This window comes from Streptomyces sp. NBRC 109706 (assembly GCF_000974485.1).
In the GTDB taxonomy this organism is placed as follows: Bacteria; Actinomycetota; Actinomycetes; order Streptomycetales; family Streptomycetaceae; genus Streptomyces.
In genome coordinates this window covers 632,532-658,239 of sequence record NZ_BBOM01000011.1, presented here as the reverse complement: position 1 = coordinate 658,239, position 25,708 = coordinate 632,532, and the positions used below count along the sequence as shown (strand labels likewise).

2 protein-coding genes are annotated in these 25,708 nt (G+C 68.5%); both read right to left on the bottom strand.

Translation table 11 applies throughout. The annotated features are described in order from the left end of the window. Positions 1–27: 27 nt before the first annotated feature. Positions 28–10,905 (bottom strand): SDR family NAD(P)-dependent oxidoreductase, encoded by a 10,878-nt coding sequence (locus tag AOM46_RS27310; RefSeq protein ID WP_370592768.1) that lies wholly within the window; start codon positions 10,903–10,905, stop codon positions 28–30. Then, a complete protein-coding gene (locus AOM46_RS27305) occupies positions 10,889–25,642 on the bottom strand; it encodes a type I polyketide synthase (RefSeq protein ID WP_078857224.1) in 14,754 nt (4,917 codons plus the stop codon). The genes AOM46_RS27310 and AOM46_RS27305 overlap by 17 nt, the downstream gene beginning before the upstream one ends. Positions 25,643–25,708 lie beyond the last annotated feature (66 nt).

Here is a 25,708-nt window from a genome sequence, read left to right as displayed (position 1 = left end):
GGGCGACGAGTAGATTCCGGAAGGGGGTTACGAGAGGTCGAACTCTTCATCGATGAGGCTGAGAAGGCTGTTGACTGAGGCCGTCTGAATGTCCTGTTGGGAGGAGTTCCCAACGCTCTCCCGCGCCGGCTCACGCAGTCGCAGAATGATCTTCTCCAGCCGGTCCGCGATCAGCCGATGGTCCGTGCCATCCCGCTGTGGATCCCAGAGGGACGATTCCAGTCGGTCGATCTCCTGCGCTGGCGTGAGTATCTCGCCACCGGTGCCGGCCGTTTCGCTTCCCGCGTGTGGGAGTTGCGCGGAGAGGAATTCCGCCACCGCGACCGATGTCGGGTGGTCGAAGACGAGGGTGGTGGGGAGGCGGAGTCCGGTGAGGGTGTTGAGGCGGTTGCGGAGCTCGACGGCGGTCAGGGAGTCGAAGCCCAGGTCCTTGAACGCGCGGTCCTGCGCGACCGACTCCCGGTCCGCATGCCCCAACACGGCCGCGACCTCGCCCCGAACCGTCTCCAGCAACAACCCACGCCCCTCCTCACCACCAAGCCCCGAAAGCCGCTCGACCAACGTCGGCCCCTGACCCCCACCCCGCCCCCCGGCCGCCGCCTCCCGACGCCGACGCACCACCACCGAACCCACCAACCCCCGCAACACCGCCGGCACCTCACCACCACGAGCCCGCAACGATCCAAGGTCCAGCCGGACGGGGGCCAGTGCGCCCCCTTCCATGGCCTGCGCGCGGTCGAAGAGGCTCATCCCCTGAGTCGCCGAGATGGGAAGCATGCCGACGCGGCTCATCCGTTGGATATTCACCTCATCGAGGTGGCCGGTCATGCCGCTGGCGTCCGCCCAGAACCCCCAGGCGAGGGAGGTGGCCGGCAGGCCGAGGGAACGGCGATGGTGGGCGAGAGCATCGAGGAAAGCGTTGGCGGCGGCATAGTTCCCCTGCCCCGCCGTGCCCAACGTGCCGGCGAAGGAGGAATAGAGAACGAATGCCTTCAGGTCGAGATCAACGGTCAGCTCGTGGAGGTTCCAGGCCGCGTCCGCCTTGGGACGTAGTACGGCCGCCACCCGCTCCGGCGTCAACGAGCCGATCACTCCGTCGTCCAACACCCCCGCCGTGTGCACCACGGCCGACAGCGGGAACTCCTCGGGGACGGCCTCGGCCAACACGCTGCGCAGCGCTTCGCGGTCGGCCACATCACAGGCCACCACCGCGACCCGCGCACCCAACTGCTCTAGCTCTGACGTCAGTTCCGCCGCACCCGGAGCCGAAGGTCCGCTGCGGCTGAGCAGCAACAGGCTGCGCACCCCGTGTTCCAGCACCAGGTGCCGCGCCACCAGCCCACCCAACACGCCCGTACCACCCGTCACCAGCACCGTGCCGGAGCCCAGACCGCCACCACCTGCGCTTACCTGCTCGGCCGTGACCGGTGCCAGGCGCGGGGTCAGGATGGTGCCGGCGCGGATGGCGAGCTGGGTCTCGCCAGTGGCCAGAGCAACAGGCAGGGCGGCGACGGAGCGGTCGTCGTCATCGAGGTCCACCAGAACCAGCCGGTCGGGATTCTCGGTCTGGGCACTGCGCACCAGACCCCAGATGCCGGCCACGCCCAGGTCGACGGGGTGATCGTCCGGGCCGGTACTGACGGCCCGCCGGGTCACCACCACCAGACGGGAGCCCGTCAGCCGTTCATCCGCCAACCACCGCTGGAGAGTTGCGAGCGCATCGACAGTGACCGCGCGGACGGCGGCGGGCAGTTCCTGATCGTCCGTCATCGCTGGTACGGCAATTGGCGCCAGAACACAGCTGGGCGGCGTGGCGTCCTCGTCGAGCGTGGCCGAGAGGGAGGCCAGATCGGCGAACGTGCGGGCGTCGGGAAGGAGCGGGGAGAGGTGGGCGGAGATCACCACCACGGACTCCGAGGCGAGGGCTGCGTCGGTGACAGATGCCTCGTCCCAGCCCAGCGCGAACAGTGAGTCGCCAGCCCCTCCTGCCGCAGCCGCCTCCCGCAGTGCCTCCTCCGATACCGGCCTCGACAGCAGCGATTCGACCGAGATGACCGGTGCCCCGGCCGTGTCGGTGGCGGTGAGGGAGACGGTGTCCTGCCCGGTGGAAGTCAGCCGCACCCGCAGGGTCGTCGCCCCGGTCGCGTGGACGGTGACTCCGGTCCAGGAGAAGGGGAGGCTGAGGGGACGGTCCTGGTCGACAACGCCCGGGACCAGGGGGTGAGTGGCCGCGTCGAGCAGGGCGGGGTGGAGGGTGAAAGAGGTGTGGTGCTCCTCCTCGGGGAGGGTGACCTCGGCCCAGATCGCCTCATCGCCCTGCCAAAGCCGGGTCAGCCCTTGGAACACCGGACCGTAGTCATAGCCGCGTTCGGCGACCTTGGCGTAGACGTCGGTGACGTCGACCTCGGACGCGTGCGGGGGCGGCCAGTGGGTGAACTCGGCGGGCGCCATCGGAGCGTGAGAGGTGAGTTGGCCGGAGGCGTGCCGGGTCCAGTCGCCGTCGTCGGCCTCGGGTGCCTCGGGGCGGGAGTAGATGGTGATCTCCCGCCGACCCGACTCATCCCCCGAGCCCAACACCACCTGCAGCTGGACCGACATGCCCTCGGGTAGCACCATCGGCGCGGCCAGGGTCAGCTCCTCCAGATGCCCGCAGCCGACCCGGTCCCCCGCTGTGAGGGCCAGCTCGACAAAGGCCGTCCCCGGCAACAGGACAGTGCCCAGCACTCCGTGATCGGCGAGCCAGGCGTGAGTCCGTTGGGAGAGACGGCCCGTCAACACCACCCCATCCCCACCCGCCAGGTCCACCACGGCACCCACCAACGGATGCCCACCCACCGCCAACCCAGCCGAACCCACATCCCCCACCTGGACGGTTGGCCGCAACCAGAACCGCTCACGCTCAAAGGCATAGGTCGGCAAATCAACCCAGCCAGTGGTAGCCGGAAGCACGCTCTGCCAATCGACGTCGACACCGTGGACGAAGACCTCCCCAACGCTGGCCAGGAACTGGTCCAAATCCCCGTTGTCCCGCCGCAGCGACCCCACCGACACCGCCCGGTCCGCGAAACCATGCGCCTCGGCCGTCTCCGTCACCGCCACACTCAACACCGGATGCGCACTCGACTCGATAAACACCCCAAAGCCCTCACCCAAAAGCCGAGCAACCGCCTCCTCAAACCGCACCTGCTGACGCAAATTCCGAAACCAATAACCAGCCGAGAACGCACCATCGGACTCCGTGATCCAATCACCCGTCACGGTAGAGAACATCGGCACCCTCAACCGACGAGGCTCCACACCCTCCAAGGCTTCGAGCAACTGCTCACGGATTCCCTCCACATGAGAGGTATGCGAGGCATAATCCACCGGCACCCGCCGAGTACGCACCCCCGCCTCCCGCAAACCCTCAACCACCGAGTCGAGATCCACCGGATCCCCAGCCAAAACAACCGACGAAGGCGCATTCACCGCCGCCACCTCAACCCGCCGACCCACCAACCACTCCCCAACCCGACCAACAGGCAACGCAACCGACACCATCCCACCACGACCAGCCAACTCCTCCGCAATCAACCGACTACGCAACACCACCACCCGAGCCCCATCCCGCAACGACAAACCACCCGCCACAACAGCCGCCGCAATCTCACCCTGCGAATGACCCACCACCGCATCCGGCTCCACCCCCAACGACCGCCACAACCCCGCCAACGACACCATCACCGCAAACGACACCGGCTGCACCACATCCACCCGCCCCAACAAACCCCCATCCCCAGAACGCAACACCCCCACCAACGACCAATCCACAAACTCCGACAACACCTCCTCACACCGCCCCATCCACTCCCCAAACACCACCGACGACTCCAACAACCCCACCCCCATCCCCACCCACTGCGCCCCCTGCCCCGGAAACACAAACACCCCACGCCCCACACCCAAACCACCACCAGAACCCAAACCCTCACCCCGAGCCACCCCCTCCAACCCCGCCAACAACTCCCCCCGCCCCCGACCCACCACCACAGCACGACGCTCAAACAACGACCGCGACGACACCAACGCCGACGCCACCGCCCTTACACTCACGCTCTCATCCGCCCGCAAAACCTGCGCCAACCGCCCCGCCTGCGCACGCAACCCCACCACCGAACGACCCGACACCACCCACGGCACCACAGCACCAGAAGACTCCGGCGTCTCTACCGGCTCCGGCTCCGGATCACCCTGCTCCAACACCACATGCGCATTCGTGCCACTCACCCCGAACCCGGAGACGGAGGCTCGGCGCGGACGATCCGCCTCCGGCCATTCCCGCGCCTCGTCCAGGAGTTCCACCGCACCGGTCGACCAGTCGACATGGGGCGTGGGCTCGTCCACATGCAGCGTCTGCGGCAGGACCCCGTGCCGCATGGCCAGCACCATCTTGATAACCCCCGCCACACCGGCGGCCGCCTGGGTATGCCCGATATTCGACTTCACCGACCCCAACCACAACGGACGATCCACCGACCGCCCCCGCCCATACGTCGCCAGCAGCGCATCCGCCTCGATCGGATCACCGAGCCGCGTCCCCGTCCCATGCGCCTCCACCACATCCACATCGGAGGTCGACAGACCCGCGTTCGCCAACGCCGCCCGAATCACCCGCTGCTGAGACGGACCGTTAGGCGCCGTCAACCCATTCGACGCACCGTCCTGGTTCACCGCCGAACCCCGCACCACCGCCAACACCCGATGACCATTCCGCCGCGCATCCGACAGCCGCTCCACCAACAACATCCCCACCCCTTCACCCCACCCCGTCCCATCCGCACCCGCCGCAAACGCCTTGCACCGACCATCAGCGGAAAGCCCCCGCTGCCGCGAGAATTCGACAAAGGCTCGGGGGGTTGCCATCAGGGTGACGCCGCCCGCCAGCGCCATCTCGCACTCGCCGGAACGCAGCGCTTGCGCCGCCAGATGTAATGCCACCAACGACGACGAACACGCCGTATCCACCGTTACCGCAGGCCCAACCAACCCCAATTGATAAGCAATTCGTCCGGAGACCACGCTCGCGGCGTTACCCGTGACCAGGAATCCCTCGATGCCCTCGGATGCCTGGGCGGACAGGGTCGAGTAGTCCTCACCGTTGCCCCCGACGAAAACGCCTACCTCTCGTCCGCTCAGCGACTGCGGGTCCAGGCCGGCCCGTTCCACCGTCTCCCAGGCCGTCTCCAGCAGGAGTCGCTGCTGCGGGTCCATCGCCAGCGCCTCACGCGGCGAAATCCCGAAGAACGCGGCGTCGAACTCGGTGGCGGTGTCGACAAATCCGCCCTCGCGGACATAGCTCTTGCCCGCACGGTCGGGATCCGGGTCATAGAGCGCGTCGACGTCCCAGCCACGGTCGCTGGGGAACGCGGACATCGCGTCTCGGCCTTCAGCGAGCAGATTCCAGAGGTCTTCGGGTGAGGAGACCCCGCCGGGGAACCGGCAGGCCATGCCGACGATGGCGATCGGCTCGTCGGCGTCCACACCGACGGTGGCTGGTGTGCGGACGGGCCCGGCGTCCGTCGAACTTCCACCGCCCAGTTGGGTGGTGAGGTAGGCGGCGAGGGTGTCGGGGGTGGGGTAGTCGAAGATCAGGGCGGCGGGGAGGGTCAGCCCGGTCACCGTCTTGAGACGGTTGCGCAGCTCGACCGCCGTCAGGGAATCAAACCCCAACGCCTTGAACTGCCGGTCCATCTCGATCGCCTCGGGATCGGGATGACCCAACACGGCGGCCACCTGACCGCGCACCATCTCCCCCACCAACCGCACCCGCTCCACCCCCGACAAACCCGCCAACCGCGACACCAACTCCGCCATGCCGTCAACCGCAACGGCCTCCGCGACACCCCGCCGCACCACCGACCCCACCACACCCCGCAACACCGCCGGCACCCCATCCCCCAGCGCCCGCAACGCCCGCAGATCCAACCCCACCGGCACCACGGCCGACGCACCCGACGCCACCCCCGCATCGAACAACGCCATCCCCTCCACATCACCCAACGCCCGCACACCCGCCCGCGCCATCCGCCGCAGATCCGCACCCCCCAACCCCTCACCCATCCCGCCACCCGACCCCGAACTCCCCCACAACCCCCAAGCAAGAGATGTGCCAGGCAGGCCGAGCGAACGACGGTGGCGGGCGAGGGCATCGAGGAAGGTGTTGGCCGCCGCGTAGTTGCCCTGGCCAGCCGTACCCAGGGTGCCGGCGAAGGAGGAGTAGAGAACGAACGCCTGCAGGTCGAGATCAACCGTCAACTCGTGGAGGTTCCAGGCCGCATCCACCTTGGGACGCAGCACGGACGCCACCCGCTCCGGCGTCAACGACTCGATCACCCCGTCGTCCAACACCCCCGCCGTATGCACCACAGCAGACAGCGGGAACTCCCCGGGAACGGCCTCGACCAACACCTCACGCAGCGCCGCACGGTCCGCCACATCACAGGCAACCACCGCGACCCGCGCACCCAACTCCTCCAACTCCGCCACCAGTTCGGCGGCGCCCGGAGCCGCGGGGCCGCTGCGGCTGAGCAGCAGCAGGCTACGGACCCCGTGCTCCACCACCGCATGCCGCGCCACCAAACCACCCAACACACCCGTACCACCCGTCACCAACACCGTTCCAACGCCCAGACCGCTGCCCGTGCTTGACTCGCCCGCCGCCCGGGCCAGGCGTGGCACCAGCACCGTCCCGGAGCGGATCGCCAGCTGAGGCTCACCCGTCCCCAGAGCCACCGACAACGCGGCAACCGAACGCCCGTCATCATCCAGATCCACCAGAACGAACCGACCCGGATTCTCCGTCTGCGCACTCCGCACCAGACCCCACACACCCGAAGCCGCCAAACCCCCCGGATCCCCCTCACCCGTCGAGATCCCACCACGCGTCACCACCACCAGACGTGAGCTCTGGAACCGCTCATCCGCCAGCCATCGCTGCACGGTGGTCAGGGCGTGGTTGACGGTCGCGCGCGCGATGTCCGGCAGGTGCTGGCCGGCCTCGGTGGTGGGATCGGCCGGTTCGACTCGGTAGAGGACGTGCTCGGGGATCGTGCTCCACTCGCCAAAGGACAGTTCCGCCAAGGGAGTTGGAACAGGCGCCCCGCCCATCGTCGAGGGCCGCCAGTTGAGTGCGAACAGCGATTTGGGACGGCGGTCGGCCACCCGGTTGAGCCATTCGGGAGTGGCCGGCCGGAAGCGCACGGAGTCTGCGGCAAGCACCTCCGCGCCCGTTCCGTCGGTGGCGGTCACCCGGACGGAGTCGTCCGGCTGGGGAGTCAGCCGCACCCGCAGCGCGGTGGCTCCCACGGCGCGCACACGTACTCCCGACCAGGCATGCTGGAGCCCGCCCTGCCAGCCCAGGCCCGTGACGGCCCCGGGCAGTGCCGCCTGGGTGAGGGCGTCCCAGAGGACGGGGTGGAGTACATACGTAGATCCGGTCTCGGCTCGTTGCCGCTGCTCGGCCGGCAGTTCGACCTCGGCGAGGAGTTCCGCGCCGTTGCGCCACACCCGGCGCAGGGTGTGGAAAGCGGGGCCGTACTCATGGCCCTGCTCGGCGATGCCCGAGTAGACGTCCGTCGTCAGCCCCACCTCGACGGAGTCGGTGGGAGGCCAGGGTTCGGGTTCCACGCCGACGGTTCCGGCGTCGGCCGGCGTCGATGCGAGGAGGCCGGTTGCGTGCCGTACCCATGTCTCGTCTTCGCCTTCCCGGTTCTCAAGCCGCGAGAACACCGTGAGCTTGCGCTGCCCGGAATCGCCGGGTGCGTCGACGACAACCTGGATCTGTAGGCCGCTGCTGTCTTCGGGAAGCGGTAAGGGGTTTGTCGTGCTCAGCTCCACGACGAGGTCGTGCCCGATCCGGTCGCCGGCCGCCAGGGCCAGTTCCAGCAGTGCCGCGTCCGGTAGGAGTGGCGTGCCGTGCACCCGGTGATCGTCCAGCCAGGGGTGGGTGCGGCTGGACAGCCGGCCGGTGAGGACGACGCTTCCCTGGTCGGCCGCCAGATCCATGGCGGCGCCCAGGAGGGGATGCCCGGAGACGCCCAACCCGGCCGAGGAGACGTCCAGGACGCCTGATCCGCCATCGATCCAGAACCGTTCGCGTTGGAAGGCGTAGGTGGGGAGGTCGATGTGGCGGTGGGGGGTGGGGTTGAGGTGGGTGGTCCAGTTGACGGGGGTGCCGTGGACATGGAGGTGGGCGAGGGCGGTGAGGAAGGTGTCGGGTTCGGGGCGGTCGGCGCGTAGAGCGGCAACGGTGACGGATTCGGGCCCTTCGTTGGTGAGGGACGCGTCGACCTGGGGGGTGAGCACCGCGTCGGGACCCAGCTCAAGGAACCGACGGACCCGGTGTTCCTCTTCCATGGTGCGGACGACATCGGCGAAGCGGACCGGCTGACGCACATGCCGCACCCAGTACTCGGGCGCCGACAGCTCCTCATCCGTGGCGGTACGCCCTTCGAGAGCGGAAACCAACGGAAGGCGCGCGGGCGCGAAGGAGAGCCCAGCCACCACCCGGTGGAACTCCGCCAACATCGGATCCATCAACCGCGAGTGGAAAGCATGGCTGACCGCCAGCCGCTTCACCCGCCGACCCCAACCCCGCACCACTTCCATGGCATCGACCACGGCCGCCTCCGGGCCGGAGATCACCACGGACCGTGGACCGTTCACCGCCGCCAGATCCACCCCGGGATGACCGACCAAAAGGCTACCGGTCTCCTCCTCCGTAACCTCAACCGCCGCCATCCCACCGCCCGTTGGCAGCACCTGCATCAACCGCCCCCGCGCCTCCACCAACCGCACCGCATCCGACAGCGACAACACACCCGCCACATGCGCCGCCACAATCTCACCCACCGAATGACCACCCACCACCCCCACCCGCACACCAAACGACTCCAACAGACGGAAAAGCGCCACCTCAACCGCGAACAACGCACACTGCGCCAACCCCGTCCCCTCCAACCCCACCCCCGACACAATCACCTCACGCAACGACACCCCCAACAGCTCGTCGAACAACCCACACACCTCACCAAACACCTCAGCAAACACCGGAAACTCCCCCGCCAACCCCAACCCCATCCCCACCCGCTGCGAACCCTGACCGGTAAACACCACACCCACCCCACCACCCGACACCACACCCGCAACCCCCTCACCACGAGCCAACCCCTCCAACCCCGCCAACAACTCCCCCCGCCCCCGACCCACCACCACACCCCGATGCTCAAACAACGAACGCGACAACACCAACGCCGACCCCACCGACACAACATCCACACCGCTCTCATCCGCCCCCAACACCTGCGCCAACCGCCCCGCCTGAGCACGCAACCCCACCACCGAACGCCCCGACACCACCCACGGCACCACAACACCAGAAGACCCCGACGTCCCAACCGACACCGGCTCCGACTCGGCCTGTTCCAACACCACATGCGCATTGGTGCCGCTGACCCCGAACCCGGAGACGGCGGCTCGGCGCGGGCGATCCGTCTCCGGCCACGGGCGGGCCTCCGTCAACAACGCAACCGCCCCGGTCGACCAGTCGACATGAGGCGTGGGCTCATCAACGTGCAACGTTTGCGGCAGCACTCCATGCCGCATCGCCTGCACCATCTTGATGATCCCGGCGACGCCCGCCGCGTGCTGGCTATGGCCGATATTGGACTTCACCGACCCCAACCACAGCGGACGATCCGCCGGGCGCCCCTGCCCATAGGTCGCCAGCAGCGCGTCCGCCTCGATCGGGTCACCGAGCCGCGTCCCCGTGCCATGCGCCTCCACCGCGTCCACATCCGACGTCGACAGGCCGGCGTTGACCAACGCCTGCCGGATCACCCGCTGTTGGGCCGGTCCGCTGGGCGCGGTCAGGCCGTTGGACGCACCGTCCTGGTTCACCGCCGTGCCCCGCACCACCGCCAACACCCGATGACCGTTACGGCGTGCGTCCGACAACCGTTCCACCAGGAGCATTCCGATGCCCTCGGCGAAGTCGGTGCCGTCGGCGGCGGCTGCGAAGGCCTTGCAGCGGGCGTCGCCGGCGAGTCCGCGTTGGCGGGCGAACTCGACAAAGACGCCGGGGCCCGACATCACCGTCACGCCGCCGGCCAGCGCCAACTCGCACTCCCCCGACCGCAGCGCCCGCACGGCCAGGTGCAGCGCCACCAGGGACGAGGAGCACGCGGTGTCCACGGTCAGGGCCGGCCCGGTGAGTCCGAGCTGGTAGGCGATGCGGCCGGAGGTGACGCTCAGCGTGGTTCCGGTGAGCAGGTGGCCCTCGACCGCTCCGGGGGCATCGTGGACGCGTGGCCCGTACTCCTGGTTGGTCGCGCCCACGAACACGCCGGCGTTCGCACCTCGGAGGCTGGTCGGGTCGATGCCCGCGTGTTCGATGCTCTCCCAGCTGGTTTCCAGCAGCAAACGCTGCTGTGGGTCCATCGCAAGGGCCTCGCGGCGGGAAATCCCGAAGAAGTCCGCGTCGAAGGCGCTCGCCTCGTCCAGGAAGCCGCCCTCGCGCACATAGGTGGTGCCGGAGCTGTCGGGGTCCGGGTCGTAGAGGGAGTCCAGATCCCAGCCCCGGTCGTCGGGGAACGGGGACACCGCGTCGGTGCCCTGGTCGACCAGCTGCCAGAAGGCGTCGGGTGAGGTCACGCCGCCGGGGAATCGGCAGGCCATGCCGACGATCGCGATCGGCTCGTGTTGCCGCTCCTCGATCTCCTGCAGACGCGCCCTCGCCTCACGGCTGTCCGCGACGGATCGCCTGAGGTACTCGCGGAGCTTCTGTTCGTCAGCCATCTGTGATCGTGCTCCCGCAGCGTGGGTGGACGGTGCTGTTGGTGGCAGGGCTGGATCAGCCGCGCTCGTCAACGAGCGCGAACAGCTCGTCGTCGGTGGCCGAATCGATGTCGTCCTGGTTCGGGCCGGTGTTTGCGCCGGTACCGGTACCGGTGCTGGCGACACCCGCGGCGTCGCAGATGTTGATCAGCTCTCTGAGGGCCGCCATGATGTCGCGGCGTTCGTCCTGGTCGGCTCCGTCGGACTGGAGCACCAGCTTGAGTCGGTCGAGATCGGCGAGGACGGCGCCGGTCGTCGAACCGCCCGGGGGCGCTCCGGTCACGTTGAGCCGGTCGCCGAGGTGGGCGGCCAGTTCGCCGGCGGTCGGGTGGTCGAAGACGAGGGTGGTGGGGAGGCGGAGTCCGGTGAGGGTGTTGAGGCGGTTGCGGAGCTCGACGGCGGTCAGGGAGTCGAAGCCGAGGTCCTTGAACGCGCGGTCCTGCGCGACCGTCTCCCGGTCCGCATGCCCCAACACGGACGCGACCTCGCCCCGAACCGTCTCCAGCAACAGCCCACGCCCCTCCTCACTACCAAGCCCCGAAAGCCGCTCGACCAACGTCGGCCCCTGACCCCCACCCCGCCCCCCGGCCGCCGCCTCCCGACGCCGACGCACCACCACCGAACCCACCAACCCCCGCAACACCGCCGGCACCTCACCACCACGAGCCCGCAACGATCCAAGGTCGAGCTTGGCCGGGACCAGCGTTGGCAGCCCGTGGGCCCGCGCGCGGTCAAGTAGGGCGGCGCCTTCGTGTGCGGCCATGGGGAGGAGCCCGTCGCGGCTCATCCGCTGCCGGTCGGCATGGGCGAGGTGGCCGGTCATGCCGCTGGCGTCCGCCCACAGCCCCCAGGCGAGGGAGGTGGCCGGCAGGCCGAGGGAACGGCGATGGTGGGCGAGAGCATCGAGGAAGGCATTGGCGGCGGCATAGTTCCCCTGCCCCGCCGTGCCCAACGTGCCGGCGAAGGAGGAGTACAGAACAAACGCGTCCAGGTCGAGGTCGCGGGTGAGTTCGTGGAGGTTCCACGCCGCATCCACCTTGGGACGCAGCACGGACGCCACCCGCTCCGGCGTCAACGACTCGATCACCCCGTCGTCCAACACCCCCGCCGTATGCACCACAGCAGACAGCGGGAACTCCCCGGGAACGGCCTCGACCAACACCTCACGCAGCGCCGCACGGTCCGCCACATCACAGGCAACCACCGCAACCCGCGCCCCCAACTGCTCTAGCTCTGAGGCCAGTTCCGCCGCGCCCGAAGCCGAAGGTCCGCTACGACTCACCAGCAGCAGGCTGCGCACCCCGTGTTCCAGCACCAGGTGCCGCGCCACCAGCCCACCCAACACGCCCGTACCACCCGTCACCAGCACCGTGCCGTCGGCGCGGAGTGGTGACGGGACGGTAAGGACGATCTTGCCGATATTGCGGGCCTGCGAGAGGAAGCGGAATGCCTCGGGTGCCTGCCGAATGTCCCAGGTGGTCAGCGGTATCGGCCGCAGAACCCCCCGTTCGAACAGCTTCAGCACCTCGACCAGCATCTCCTGGATCCGGTCGGGCCCGGCGTCCATCAGCTCGAACGCGCTGTAGTGGACGCCGGGGAAGTCGCGGGCGATGGCTTCGGCGTCCCGCAGGTCGGTCTTGCCCATTTCGACGAAGCGGCCCCCGCGCGGCATAAGGGCGAGGGAACCGTCGATGAAATCCCTGGCCAGCGAGTTCAGGACCACGTCCATGCCGTGCCCGTCGGTGGCAGCGGTGAAGGCATCGACGAAGTCGAGCGTGCGGGAGGAGGCCAGATGGTCGTCGTCAAAGCCCTGTGCGCGCAGCGTGTCCCACTTGGCCGGGCTGGCCGTGCCAAACACCTCCGCGCCCAGATGCCGTGCGATCCCGGCGGCCGCCATCCCGACGCCACCGGCGGCGGCATGAACGAGCACCGTGTTCCCCGACCGCAGGCGGCCCAGGTCCACCAGCCCGTAGTAGGCCGTCAGATAGACCACCGGAACGGCCGCGGCCTGAGCGAACGACCAACCGTTCGGCATCGGGGCGAGCAGCCGGCGATCGGTGACGGTCACCGGAGCGAACCCTCCGGTGAAAAAGCCCAACACCCGGTCGCCCGGGGCGAGATCGGTGACACCGGGGCCGACGTCGATCACCACGCCGGCGCCCTCGCTGCCCAGCTGGGCCTGCTCGTTGGGATACATGCCAAGGGCGATCAGCACATCGCGGAAGTTCAGCCCGGCGGCCCGAACGGCGACGCGTACCTCGCCCTCGGCCAGGTCGGCGCTCGCGGCCGGGTTCGGCAGGGTCGTCAGCGCGTCGAGCGTGCCGCGTTCGGTGAGGCCAAGCCGCCAGTCGGTCGTCCCCGCCGGCATCAGCGGCTCGGCCGTGACCGGTGCCAGGCGCGGGGTCAGGATGGTGCCGGCGCGGATGGCGAGCTGGGTCTCGCCCGTGGCCAGAGCAACAGGCAGGGCGGCGGGGGAGCGTTCGTCGTCATCGAGGTCCACCAGAACCAGCCGGTCGGGATTCTCGGTCTGGGCACTGCGCACCAGACCCCACACACCGGCCGTGCCCAGATCGATGGGGTGATCGTCCGGGCCGGTACTGACGGCCCGCCGGGTCACCACCACCAGCCGGGAGCCCGTCAGCCGTTCATCCGCCAACCACCGCTGGAGAGTTGCGAGCGCCTGAAGGGTCGCGGCCCGTGCCCGGTCGGGCACGGAACCGACCTCGGCCCCGAGGGGCACCGGCCAAAGCACCACCTCCGGCGGCGCCCCCTCCGCATCGTGACTGAACGCAGGCAGCCGGAGCGAACCAATCAGCCCGTCCTCCGCGCCGCCCAGGGCAGCCCAGGCAGGCGGGCCGTCGGTGACCGTCGGCTCGGCCGACAACTCCACCCACGGCAGATGGAACAACGAACCCGCCCCAGGACCAGCAGCCCGCAACGCCCCCTCCGACACCGGACGCAACGCCAACTCATCCGCCGTCACCACCAGCGCCCCGGCCGTGTCGGTGGCGGTGAGGGAGACGGTGTCCTGCCCGGTGGAAGTCAGCCGCACCCGCAAGGTCGTCGCCCCGGTCGCGTGGACGGTGACTCCGGTCCAGGAGAAGGGGAGGCTGAGGGGACGTTCCTGGTCGATAACGCCCGGGACCAGGGGGTGAGTGGCCGCGTCGAGCAGGGCGGGGTGAAGAGTGAAAGAGGTGTGGTGCTCCTCCTCGGGGAGGGTGACCTCGGCCCAGATCGCCTCATCGCCCCGCCAAAGCCGCGTCAGCCCCTGGAACACCGGACCGTAGTCGTAGCCGCGTTCGGCGACCTTGGCGTAGACGTCGGTGACGTCGACCTCGGACGCGTGTTGCGGGGGCCAGTGGGCGAACTCAACGTCAGGTGTTGCGGGTTGGGGTTCGGGGGTGAGCTGGCCGGAGGCGTGGCGGGTCCAGTCGCCGTCGTCGGCCTCGGGTGCCTCGGGGCGGGAGTAGATGGTGATCTCCCGACGGCCCGACTCATCCCCCGAGCCCAACACCACCTGCAGCTGGACCGACATGCCCCCGGATAGCACCATCGGCGCGGCCAGGGTCAGCTCCTCCAGATGCCCGCAGCCGACCCGGTCCCCCGCTGTGAGGGCCAGCTCGACAAAGGCCGTACCCGGTAACAACACGGTGCCCAAAACTCCGTGATCGGCGAGCCAGGCGTGAGTCCGTTGGGAGAGACGGCCCGTCAACACCACCCCATCCCCACCCGCCAGGTCCACCACGGCACCCACCAACGGATGCCCACCCACCGCCAACCCAGCCGAACCCACATCCCCCACCTGGACGGTTGGCCGCAACCAGAACCGCTCACGCTCAAAGGCATAGGTCGGCAAATCAACCCAGCCAGTGGTAGCCGGAAGCACGCTCTGCCAATCGACGTCGACACCGTGGACGAAGACCTCCCCAACGCTGGCCAGGAACTGGTCCAAATCCCCGTTGTCCCGCCGCAGCGACCCCACCGACACCGCCCGGTCCGCGAAACCATGCGCCTCGGCCGTCTCCGTCACCGCCACACTCAACACCGGATGCGCACTCGACTCGATAAACACCCCAAAGCCCTCACCCAAAAGCCGAGCAACCGCCTCCTCAAACCGCACCTGCTGACGCAAATTCCGAAACCAATAACCAGCCGAGAACGCACCATCGGACTCCGTGATCCAATCACCCGTCACGGTAGAGAACATCGGCACCCTCAACCGACGAGGCTCCACACCCTCCAAGGCTTCGAGCAACTGCTCACGGATTCCCTCCACATGAGAGGTATGCGAGGCATAATCCACCGGCACCCGCCGAGTACGCACCCCCGCCTCCCGCAAACCCTCAACCACCGAGTCGAGATCCACCGGATCCCCAGCCAAAACAACCGACGAAGGCGCATTCACCGCCGCCACCTCAACCCGCCGACCCACCAACCACTCCCCAACCCGACCAACAGGCAACGCAACCGACACCATCCCACCACGACCAGCCAACTCCTCCGCAATCAACCGACTACGCAACACCACCACCCGAGCCCCATCCCGCAACGACAAACCACCCGCCACAACAGCCGCCGCAATCTCACCCTGCGAATGACCCACCACCGCATCCGGCTCCACCCCCAACGACCGCCACAACCCCGCCAACGACACCATCACCGCAAACGACACCGGCTGCACCACATCCACCCGCCCCAACAAACCCCCATCCCCAGAACGCAACACCCCCACCAACGACCAATCCACAAACTCCGACAACACCTCCTCACACCGCCCCATCCACTCCCCAAACACCACCGACGACTCCAACAACCCCACCCCCATCCCCACCCACTGCGCCCCCTGCCCCGGAAACACAAACACCCCACGCCCCACACCACCCACAACCAAAGAACCACCACTCCCCCCACCAACCACCGCATCCAACCCAGCCAACAACTCCCCCCGCTCCCGACCCACCACCACAGCACGATGCTCAAACAACGACCGGGAAGACACCAGCGCCGAGGCCACCGACGCAACGTCCACGCCACCCTCGTCCGCCCGCAAAGCCTGCGCCAACCGCCCGGCCTGCGCACGCAACCCCGCCACCGAATTCCCCGACACCACCCACGGCACCACAGCACCAGAAGACTCCGGCGTCTCAACCGGCTCCGGCTCCGGATCACCCTGCTCCAACACCACATGCGCATTCGTGCCGCTGACACCGAAGGACGAGACGGCGGCGCGCCGTAAGCGGTCGGTTTCGGGCCATTCCCGCGCCTCCGTCAACAACTCAACCGCACCCACCGACCAATCCACATGCGGAGTCGGCTCATCAACATGCAACGTCCGCGGCAACACCCCAACCCGCATCGCCATCACCATCTTGATAACCCCCGCCACACCAGCCGCCGCCTGCGTATGCCCGATATTCGACTTCACCGACCCCAACCACAACGGACGATCCACCGACCGCCCCCGCCCATACGTCGCCAACAACGCATCCGCCTCGATCGGATCACCCAACCGCGTCCCCGTCCCATGCGCCTCCACCACATCCACATCCGACACCGACAAACCACCACTCGCCAACGCCGCCCGAATCACCCGCTGCTGAGACGGACCATTAGGCGCCGTCAACCCATTCGACGCACCATCCTGATTCACCGCCGAACCCCGCACCACCGCCAACACCCGATGACCATTCCGCCGCGCATCCGACAACCGCTCCACCAACAACATCCCCACCCCCTCACCCCACCCCGTCCCATCCGCACCCGCCGCAAACGCCTTACACCGACCATCAGCAGAAAGCCCCCGCTGCCGCGAGAATTCGACAAAGGTGCCCGGCGTCGACATCACCGCGACTCCGCCGGCGAGCGCCATATCGCATTCGCCCGAACGCAGCGCCTGCGCCGCCAGATGCAATGCCACCAACGACGACGAACACGCCGTATCCACCGTCACCGCAGGCCCAACCAACCCCAACTGGTAGGCGATACGGCCCGATATGACGGACCCGGTGTTGCCGGTCAGCAGGATGCCTTCGAGTTCGGCGGGCATGTCCTGGAGGGCGGGGGCATAGTCGTGGTACATCAGCCCCGCGAACACACCCGTCTGGCTGCCGCGCACGGAGTCCACCGGGATGCCGGCCCGCTCGAAGGTCTCCCAGGCCGTCTCCAGCAGGAGTCGCTGCTGCGGGTCCATCGCCAGCGCCTCACGCGGCGAGATCCCGAAGAACCCCGCGTCGAACTCGGCCGCGTCGTAGAGGAAGCCGCCCTGTCGGGTGTAAGTGCGGCCTGGCTGCTCGGGGTTGGGGTCGTAGAGGGCGTCGATGTCCCAGCCACGGTCGGTCGGGAAGTCGCCGATCGCGTCGGCCTCCTCGGTGACCAGCCGCCACAGGTCCTCGGGCGAGGAGACCCCGCCGGGGAACCGGCAGGCCATGCCGACGATGGCGATCGGCTCATCGTCCGCGGCGGGGCCGGACGCCGCCTCGTCACGGGGCGCGGGCTCATCGGCGCTGAGCAGTTCGTCGAGGAAGTAGGCGACCACCTCGTTGGGGGTCGGGTAGTCGAAGACGAGAGTCGTCGGCAGGCGCAGGCCGGATGCGGCGCCCAGGCGGTTGCGGAGTTCCACGGCGGTGAGGGAGTCGAACCCCAGGTCCTTGAACGGGCGTTCGGCGGCTATGGCCTCGTGGTCCGTGTGGCCCAGCACCTCGGCGACCTGGCCGCGTATCAGTTGCAGGACCAGCCGCTGCTGCTCCTCCCTGGACAGCCCTGCCAGCCGGCTCCCCAGGGAGGAGGTCGACGTCGGAGCGTTCTGCCCCCGGGTTGCCCGCCGGGGCCGAACGAGTCCGCTGAAGAGTGACGGAATCTCTCCGGATTCGGCCAGCCGCGACCGCAGGCTGGTCTGGTCGAACCGGATCGGGACCAGAAGTGCATGATCGGTTGCGAGGCCGGCGTCGAACAGCCGCATGCCGTCCGCGCGGGTCAGCTGCGCGATGCCGGACCGGGCCATCCGCGCCACATCGCCGGCCGCCATGGCGCCGGTCATGCCGCTGGCCTCCCCCCACAGTCCCCAGGCGAGGGAGGTGGCCGGCAGACCGAGGGAACGGCGATGGCGAGCGAGGGCATCGAGAAAGGTATTGGCGGCGGCGTAGTTGGCCTGGCCGGGCCCGCCGATCAGGCCGACCACGGAGGAGTAGAGAACGAACGCCTTCAGGTCGAGATCAACGGTCAGCTCGTGGAGGTTCCAGGCCGCGTCCGCCTTGGGACGTAGTACGGCCGCCACCCGTTCGGGCGTCAACGAGCCGATCACTCCGTCGTCCAACACCCCCGCCGTGTGCACCACGGCCGACAGCGGGAACTCCTCGGGGACGGCCTCGGCCAACACGCTGCGCAGCGCTTCGCGGTCGGCCACATCACAGGCCACCACCGCGACCCGCGCACCCAACTCCTCAAGCTCTGAGGCCAGTTCCGCCGCACCCGGAGCCGAAGGTCCGCTGCGGCTGAGCAGCAACAGGCTGCGGATCCCGTGCTCCACCACGGCATGCCGCGCCACCAGCCCACCCAACACGCCCGTACCACCCGTCACCAGCACCGTGCCGGAGCCCAGACCGCCACCACCTGCGCTTACCTGCTCGGCCGTGACCGGTGCCAGGCGCGGGGTCAGGATGGTGCCGGCGCGGATGGCGAGCTGGGTCTCGCCAGTGGCCAGAGCAACAGGCAGGGCGGCGACGGAGCGGTCGTCGTCATCGAGGTCCACCAGAACCAGCCGGTCGGGATTCTCGGTCTGGGCACTGCGCACCAGACCCCAGATGCCGGCCACGCTCAGGTCGACGGGGTAATCGTCCGGGCCGGTACTGACGGCCCGCCGGGTCACCACCACCAGACGGGACCCCGTCAGCCGTTCATCCGCCAACCACCGCTGGAGAGTTGCGAGCGCCTGAAGGGTCGCGGCCCGTGCCCGGTCGGGCACGGAACCGACCTCGGCCCCGAGGGGCACCGGCCAAAGCACCACCTCCGGCGGCGCCCCCTCCGCATCGTGACTGAACGCAGGCAGCCGAAGTGACCCCATCGCCAGCCCGTCCTCCGCACCGCCCAGGGCGGCCCAGGCAGACGAGCCGTCGGTGACCGTCGGCTCGGCCGACAACTCCACCCACGGCAGCTGGAACAACGAACCCGCCCCAGGACCAGCAGCCCGCAACGCCCCCTCCGACACCGGACGCAACGCCAACTCATCCGCCGTCACCACCAGCGCCCCGACCGCATCGGTCGCGGTGAGGGAGACGGTGTCCTGCCCGGTGGAAGTCAGCCGCACCCGCAAGGTCGTCGCCCCGCTCGCATGGACGGTCACCCCCGTCCAGGAGAAGGGGAGCACAACGGGCCCCTCGTTGCTGCCTGCTCCAGGAAGCAACGGATGCAATGTCGCGTCGAGCAGGGCGGGGTGGAGGGTGAAAGAGGTGTGGTGCTCCTCCTCGGGGAGGGTGACCTCGGCCCAGATCGCCTCATCGCCCCGCCAGAGCCGCGTCAGCCCTTGGAACACCGGACCGTAGTCATAGCCGCGTTCGGCGACCTTGGCGTAGATGTCGGTGAGGTCCACCTCGGACGCGTGCGGGGGCGGCCAGTGGGTGAACTCGGCGGGCGCCATCGGAGCGTGAGAGGTGAGTTGGCCGGAGGCGTGGCGGGTCCAGTCGCCGTCGTCGGCCTCGGGTGCCTCTGGGCGGGAGTAGATGGTGATCTCCCGACGGCCCGACTCGTCCCCCGTGCCCAACACCACCTGCAGCTGGACCGACATGCCCTCGGGTAGCACCATCGGCGCGGCCAGGGTCAGCTCCTCCAGATGCCCGCAGCCGACCCGGTCCCCCGCTGTGAGGGCCAGCTCGACAAAGGCCGTCCCCGGCAACAACACGGTGCCCAAAACTCCGTGATCGGCGAGCCAGGCGTGAGTCCGTTGGGAGAGACGGCCCGTCAGCACCATCCCGTCTCCGCCGGCGAGGTCCACCACGGCACCCACCAACGGATGCCCACCCACCGCCAACCCAGCCGAACCCACATCCCCCACCTGGACGGTTGGCCGCAACCAGAACCGCTCACGCTCAAAGGCATAGGTCGGCAAATCAACCCAGCCAGTGGTAGCCGGAAGCACGCTCCGCCAGTCGACGTCGACACCGTGGACGAAGACCTCCCCAACGCTGGCCAGGAACTGGTCCAAATCCCCGTTGTCCCGCCGCAGCGACCCCACCGACACCGCCCGGTCCGCGAAACCATGCGCCTCGGCCGTCTCCGTCACCGCCACACTCAACACCGGATGCGCACTCGACTCGATAAACACCCCAAAGCCCTCACCCAAAAGCCGAGCAACCGCCTCCTCAAACCGCACCTGCTGACGCAAATTCCGAAACCAATAACCAGCCGAGAACGCACCATCGGACTCCGTGATCCAATCACCCGTCACGGTAGAGAACATCGGCACCTTCAACCGACGAGGCTCCACCGATGCCAACGCATCCAACAGCTGAGCCTCAATGCTCTCCACATGAGAGGTATGCGAGGCGTAATCCACCGGCACCCGCCGAGTACGCACCCCCGCCTCCCGCAAACCCTCAACCACCCCATCCAAATCCACCGGATCCCCGGCCAAAACCACCGACGAAGGCGCATTCACCGCCGCCACCTCAACCCGCCGACCCACCAACCACTCCCCAACCCGACCAACAGGCAACGCAACCGACACCATCCCACCACGACCAGCCAACTCCTCCGCAATCAACCGACTACGCAACACCACCACCCGAGCCCCATCCCGCAACGACAAACCACCCGCCACAACAGCCGCCGCAATCTCACCCTGCGAATGACCCACCACCGCATCCGGCTCCACCCCCAACGACCGCCACAACCCCGCCAACGACACCATCACCGCAAACGACACCGGCTGCACCACATCCACCCGCCCCAACAAACCCCCATCCCCAGAACGCAACACCCCCACCAACGACCAATCCACAAACTCCGACAACACCTCCTCACACCGCCCCATCCACTCCCCAAACACCACCGACGACTCCAACAACCCCACCCCCATCCCCACCCACTGCGCCCCCTGCCCCGGAAACACAAACACCCCACGCCCCACACCCAAACCACCACCAGAACCCAAACCCTCACCCCGAGCCACCCCCTCCAACCCCGCCAACAACTCCCCCCGCCCCCGACCCACCACCACAGCACGACGCTCAAACAACGACCGCGACGACACCAACGCCGACGCCACCGCCCTTACACTCACGCTCTCATCCGCCCGCAAAACCTGCGCCAACCGCCCCGCCTGCGCACGCAACCCCACCACCGAACGACCCGACACCACCCACGGCACCACCGACTCCGGCGCCTCAACCGGAACCGGCTCCGGATCACCCTGCTCCAACACCACATGCGCATTCGTACCGCTGACACCGAAAGACGAGACAGCAGCACGCCGCAAACGACCCACCTCCGGCCATTCCCGCGACTCCCTCAACAACTCAACCGCACCCACCGACCAATCCACATGCGGAGTCGGCTCATCAACATGCAACGTCCGCGGCAACACCCCAACCCGCATCGCCATCACCATCTTGATAACCCCCGCCACACCAGCCGCCGCCTGCGTATGCCCGATATTCGACTTCACCGACCCCAACCACAACGGACGATCCACCGACCGCCCCCGCCCATACGTCGCCAACAACGCATCCGCCTCGATCGGATCACCCAACCGCGTCCCCGTCCCATGCGCCTCCACCACATCCACATCCGACACCGACAAACCACCACTCGCCAACGCCGCCCGAATCACCCGCTGCTGAGACGGACCATTAGGCGCCGTCAACCCATTCGACGCACCATCCTGATTCACCGCCGAACCCCGCACCACCGCCAACACCCGATGACCATTCCGCCGCGCATCCGACAACCGCTCCAACAACAACATCCCCACCCCCTCACCCCAACCCGTCCCATCCGCACCCGCCGCAAACGCCTTACACCGACCATCAGCAGAAAGCCCCCGCTGCCGCGAGAACTCAACAAACATTCCTGGGCTGGCCATGACGGTGACGCCGCCCGCCAGCGCCATCTCACATTCGCCGGAACGCAACGCCTGCGCCGCCAGATGCAACGCCACCAACGACGACGAACACGCCGTATCCACCGTCACCGCAGGCCCAACCAACCCCAACTGATAGGCGATTCGCCCCGAGAGCACGCTGGGAGTGGCACCGGTCAGCACATGCCCCTCGATGGTCTCCGGCGCGTCGTGCATCCGGGGTCCGTAGTCGCTGGCGGTGGCGCCGACGAAGACACCCACCTCTCGGCCGCTCAGCGACTGCGGGTCCAGGCCGGCCCGTTCCACCGTCTCCCAGGCCGTCTCCAGCAGGAGTCGCTGCTGCGGGTCCATGCCCAGCGCCTCACGCGGCGAGATTCCGAAGAACGCAGCGTCGAACTCGGCCGCGTTGTGCAGGAACCCGCCGGCGCGGGTGTAGCTCTTGCCGGTTCGGTCCGGGTCGGCGTCGTAGAGCGCGTCGAGATCCCAGCCACGGTCGTCGGGGAACGGGCCCACGACGTCGCCGCTTTCCACGACCAACTGCCACAGTTCCTCGGGGGAAGAGGTGCCGCCGGGGTAGCGGCAGGCCATGCCCACGATGGCGATCGGCTCGTCGAGGGCGCTGGCGGCAGTCCTTGTCGGGGCGACGTCGGCCGCGGCCTGGTCGTTGCCGGTCAGGCGGTCGTGGAGGTGGGCGGCCAGGGAGGTCGGCGTCGGGTAGTCGAAGAGGAGACCGGTGCCCAGGGAGAGCCCGGTTGCCGCGGCCAGACCGTTGCGGAACTCGACGGCCGTCATGGAGTCGAAGCCCAGCTCGGAGAAGGGGAGTTTGAGCGCGACGGTCTCACCGTCGGCATAGCCGAGCCCCATGGCGATATGGCGGGTGATGAGTTCGCTCACGGCTCGCTGTTGCTCGGCCGCCGGCAAGGTGGCGAGTTGTTCGGCGAAGGTGCGCTGCCGTTCGTCCGTTTCCACTGTCGCCGGCAGGGCGCTCGGCGAGGGGGGTTGCGCGCTGCCGGCCGGTGCGTCGATCCAGTAGCGGCGGCGTTGGAAGGCGTAGGTGGGGAGGTCGATGTGGCGGTGGGGGGTGGGGTTGAGGTGGGTGGTCCAGTTGACGGGGGTGCCATGGACATGGAGGTGGGCGAGGGCGGTGAGGAAGGTGTCGGGTTCGGGGCGGTCGGCGCGTAGAGCGGCAACGGTGACGGATTCGGGCCCTTCGTTGGTGAGGGACGCGTCGACCTGGGGGGTGAGCACCGCGTCGGGACCCAGCTCAAGGAACCGACGGACCCGGTGTTCCTCTTCCATGGTGCGGACGACATCGGCGAAGCGGACCGGCTGACGCACATGCCGCACCCAGTACTCGGGCGCCGACAGCTCCTCATCCGTGGCGGTACGCCCTTCGAGAGCGGAAACCAACGGAAGGCGCGCGGGCGCGAAGGAGAGCCCAGCCACCACCCGGTGGAACTCCTCCAACATCGGATCCATCAACCGCGAGTGGAAAGCATGGCTGACCGCCAGCCGCTTCACCCGCCGACCCCAACCCCGCACCACTTCCATGGCATCGACCACGGCCGCCTCCGGGCCGGAGATCACCACGGACCGTGGACCGTTCACCGCCGCCAGATCCACCCCGGGATGACCGGCCAAAAGGCTACGGACCTCCTCCTCCGTAACCTCAACCGCCGCCATCCCACCGCCCGTTGGCAGCACCTGCATCAACCGACCCCGCGCCTCCACCAACCGCACCGCATCCGACAGAGACAACACCCCCGCCACATGCGCCGCCACAATCTCACCCACCGAATGACCACCCACCACCCCCACCCGCACACCAAACGACTCCAACAACCGGAACAACCCCACCTCGACAGCGAACAGCGCGCACTGCGCCAACCCCGTCCCCTCCAACCCCACCCCCGACACAATCACCTCACGCAACGACAACCCCAACAGCTCGTCGAACAACCCACACACCTCACCAAACACCTCAGCAAACACCGGAAACTCCCCCGCCAACCCCAACCCCATCCCCACCCGCTGCGAACCCTGACCGGTAAACACCACACCCACCCCACCACCCGAGACCACACCCGCAACCCCCTCACCACGAGCCAACCCCTCCAACCCCGCCAACAACTCCCCCCGCCCCCGACCCACCACCACACCCCGATGCTCAAACAACGAACGCGACAACACCAACGCCGACCCCACCGACACAACATCCACACCGCTCTCATCCGCCCGCAAAACCGAAGCCAACCGCCCCGCCTGAGCACGCAACCCCACCACCGAACGACCCGACACCACCCACGGCACCACAACACCAGAAGACCCCGACGTCTCAACCGACACCGGCTCCGGTGCGGCGGTCCCCCGAGGTGCCTCGGCGAGGACCAGATGGCAGTTGGTGCCGCCCATGCCGAAGGAGCTGACGCCGGCGATCAGCGGCCGGTCGTCCCTGGGCCAGGCGGTGAGCCGTTGTTGGACCGCCAGGTTGAGTCGGTCGAGGGGGATGTCCGGGTTGGGGGTGGTGAAGTTGAGGCTGGGCGGGAGCGCGCGGTGGGTGAGGCTGAGGATGGTTTTGAGCAGGCCGGTGATGCCGGCGGCGCCTTCGAGGTGGCCCAGGTTGGTCTTGACGGATCCGACCAACAGGGGTCCGTGGGCGCGGTCGGTGTCGTCGCCGAGGACGGCGCCGAGGGCGGCTGCCTCGATCGGGTCGCCGACGGGGGTGCCGGTGCCGTGGAGTTCGATGTACTGGACGTCGGCTGGGTGGACGGACGCGCGGCGGTAGGCGGCGCGTAGGACGTCTTCCTGGGCCTGGGGGCTGGGGGTGGAGAGGTGCTGTCCGGCGCCGTTGTTGGTGGCGCCGCCTCGGATGACGCAGTAGACGCGGTCGCCGTCGGCTTGGGCGTTCTTCAGTGGTTTGAGGAGGACGGTGCCGCCGCCTTCGCCGCGTACATAGCCGTTGGCGCGGGCGTCGAAGGTGTGGCAGCGGCCGTCGGGGGAGAGTCCTCCCCATTTGCTGGAGATGACGGAACTCTCCGGCAGGATGCTGATGTTGACGCCGCCGGCGATGGCCGTGTCGGCTTCGCCCTTGAGGAGGCTCTGGCAGGCCAGGTGGACGGCGACCAGGGAGGACGACTGGCCGGTGTCGACGACCAGGCTGGGGCCTCGGGCGCCCAGGAAGTGGGAGAGGCGGTTGGCGATGATGCCGCGTTGGATGCCGCTCGCGGTGTGGTGGGTGCTGGTGTCGACGGCGTCGCGGTAGACGAGTCGGGCGTAGTCGTCCCACATGGTGCCGACGAAGACTCCGAGTCGGGTGTCGCGGATGTCGGCGGGGATGATTCCGGCGTCTTCGAGGACTTCCCAGCCGAGTTCGAGCAGCAGGCGTTGCTGGGGGTCCATAAAGGTGGCTTCGCGGGGCGGGATGCCGAAGAAGTGGGGGTCGAAGGTGTCGACGCGGTCGAGGAAGGAGCCCCATTTCGAGGTCATTCGGCCGGGTGTCGCGGGGTCCTGGCTGTGGTGTGCGGCGGCGTCCCACCGGTCGCTCGGCACCTCGGTGACGGTGTGGCGGCCCTCGCTGAGCAGGCGCCAGAGGTCGCGCTTGTCGGCGGCCTGCGGGTAGCGGCAGGAGATGCCGATCACCGCGATGGCGTCGTCCGGGGTGAGGGAGTCGTCCTGCTCGGTGGCGGCGGTGGGGTTCATTCCCGTCCTTCACTACGAGTTCCGGTGGGCGGTCGCGCGGCGCCGGGTTTCTGGGCGCGCGTGCCA

Bases quoted from the DNA above. Each gene is read 5' to 3' on its own strand.
- AOM46_RS27305 (WP_078857224.1), bottom strand. From the start codon at position 25,642: ATGAACCCCACCGCCGCCACCGAGCAGGACGACTCCCTCACCCCGGAC.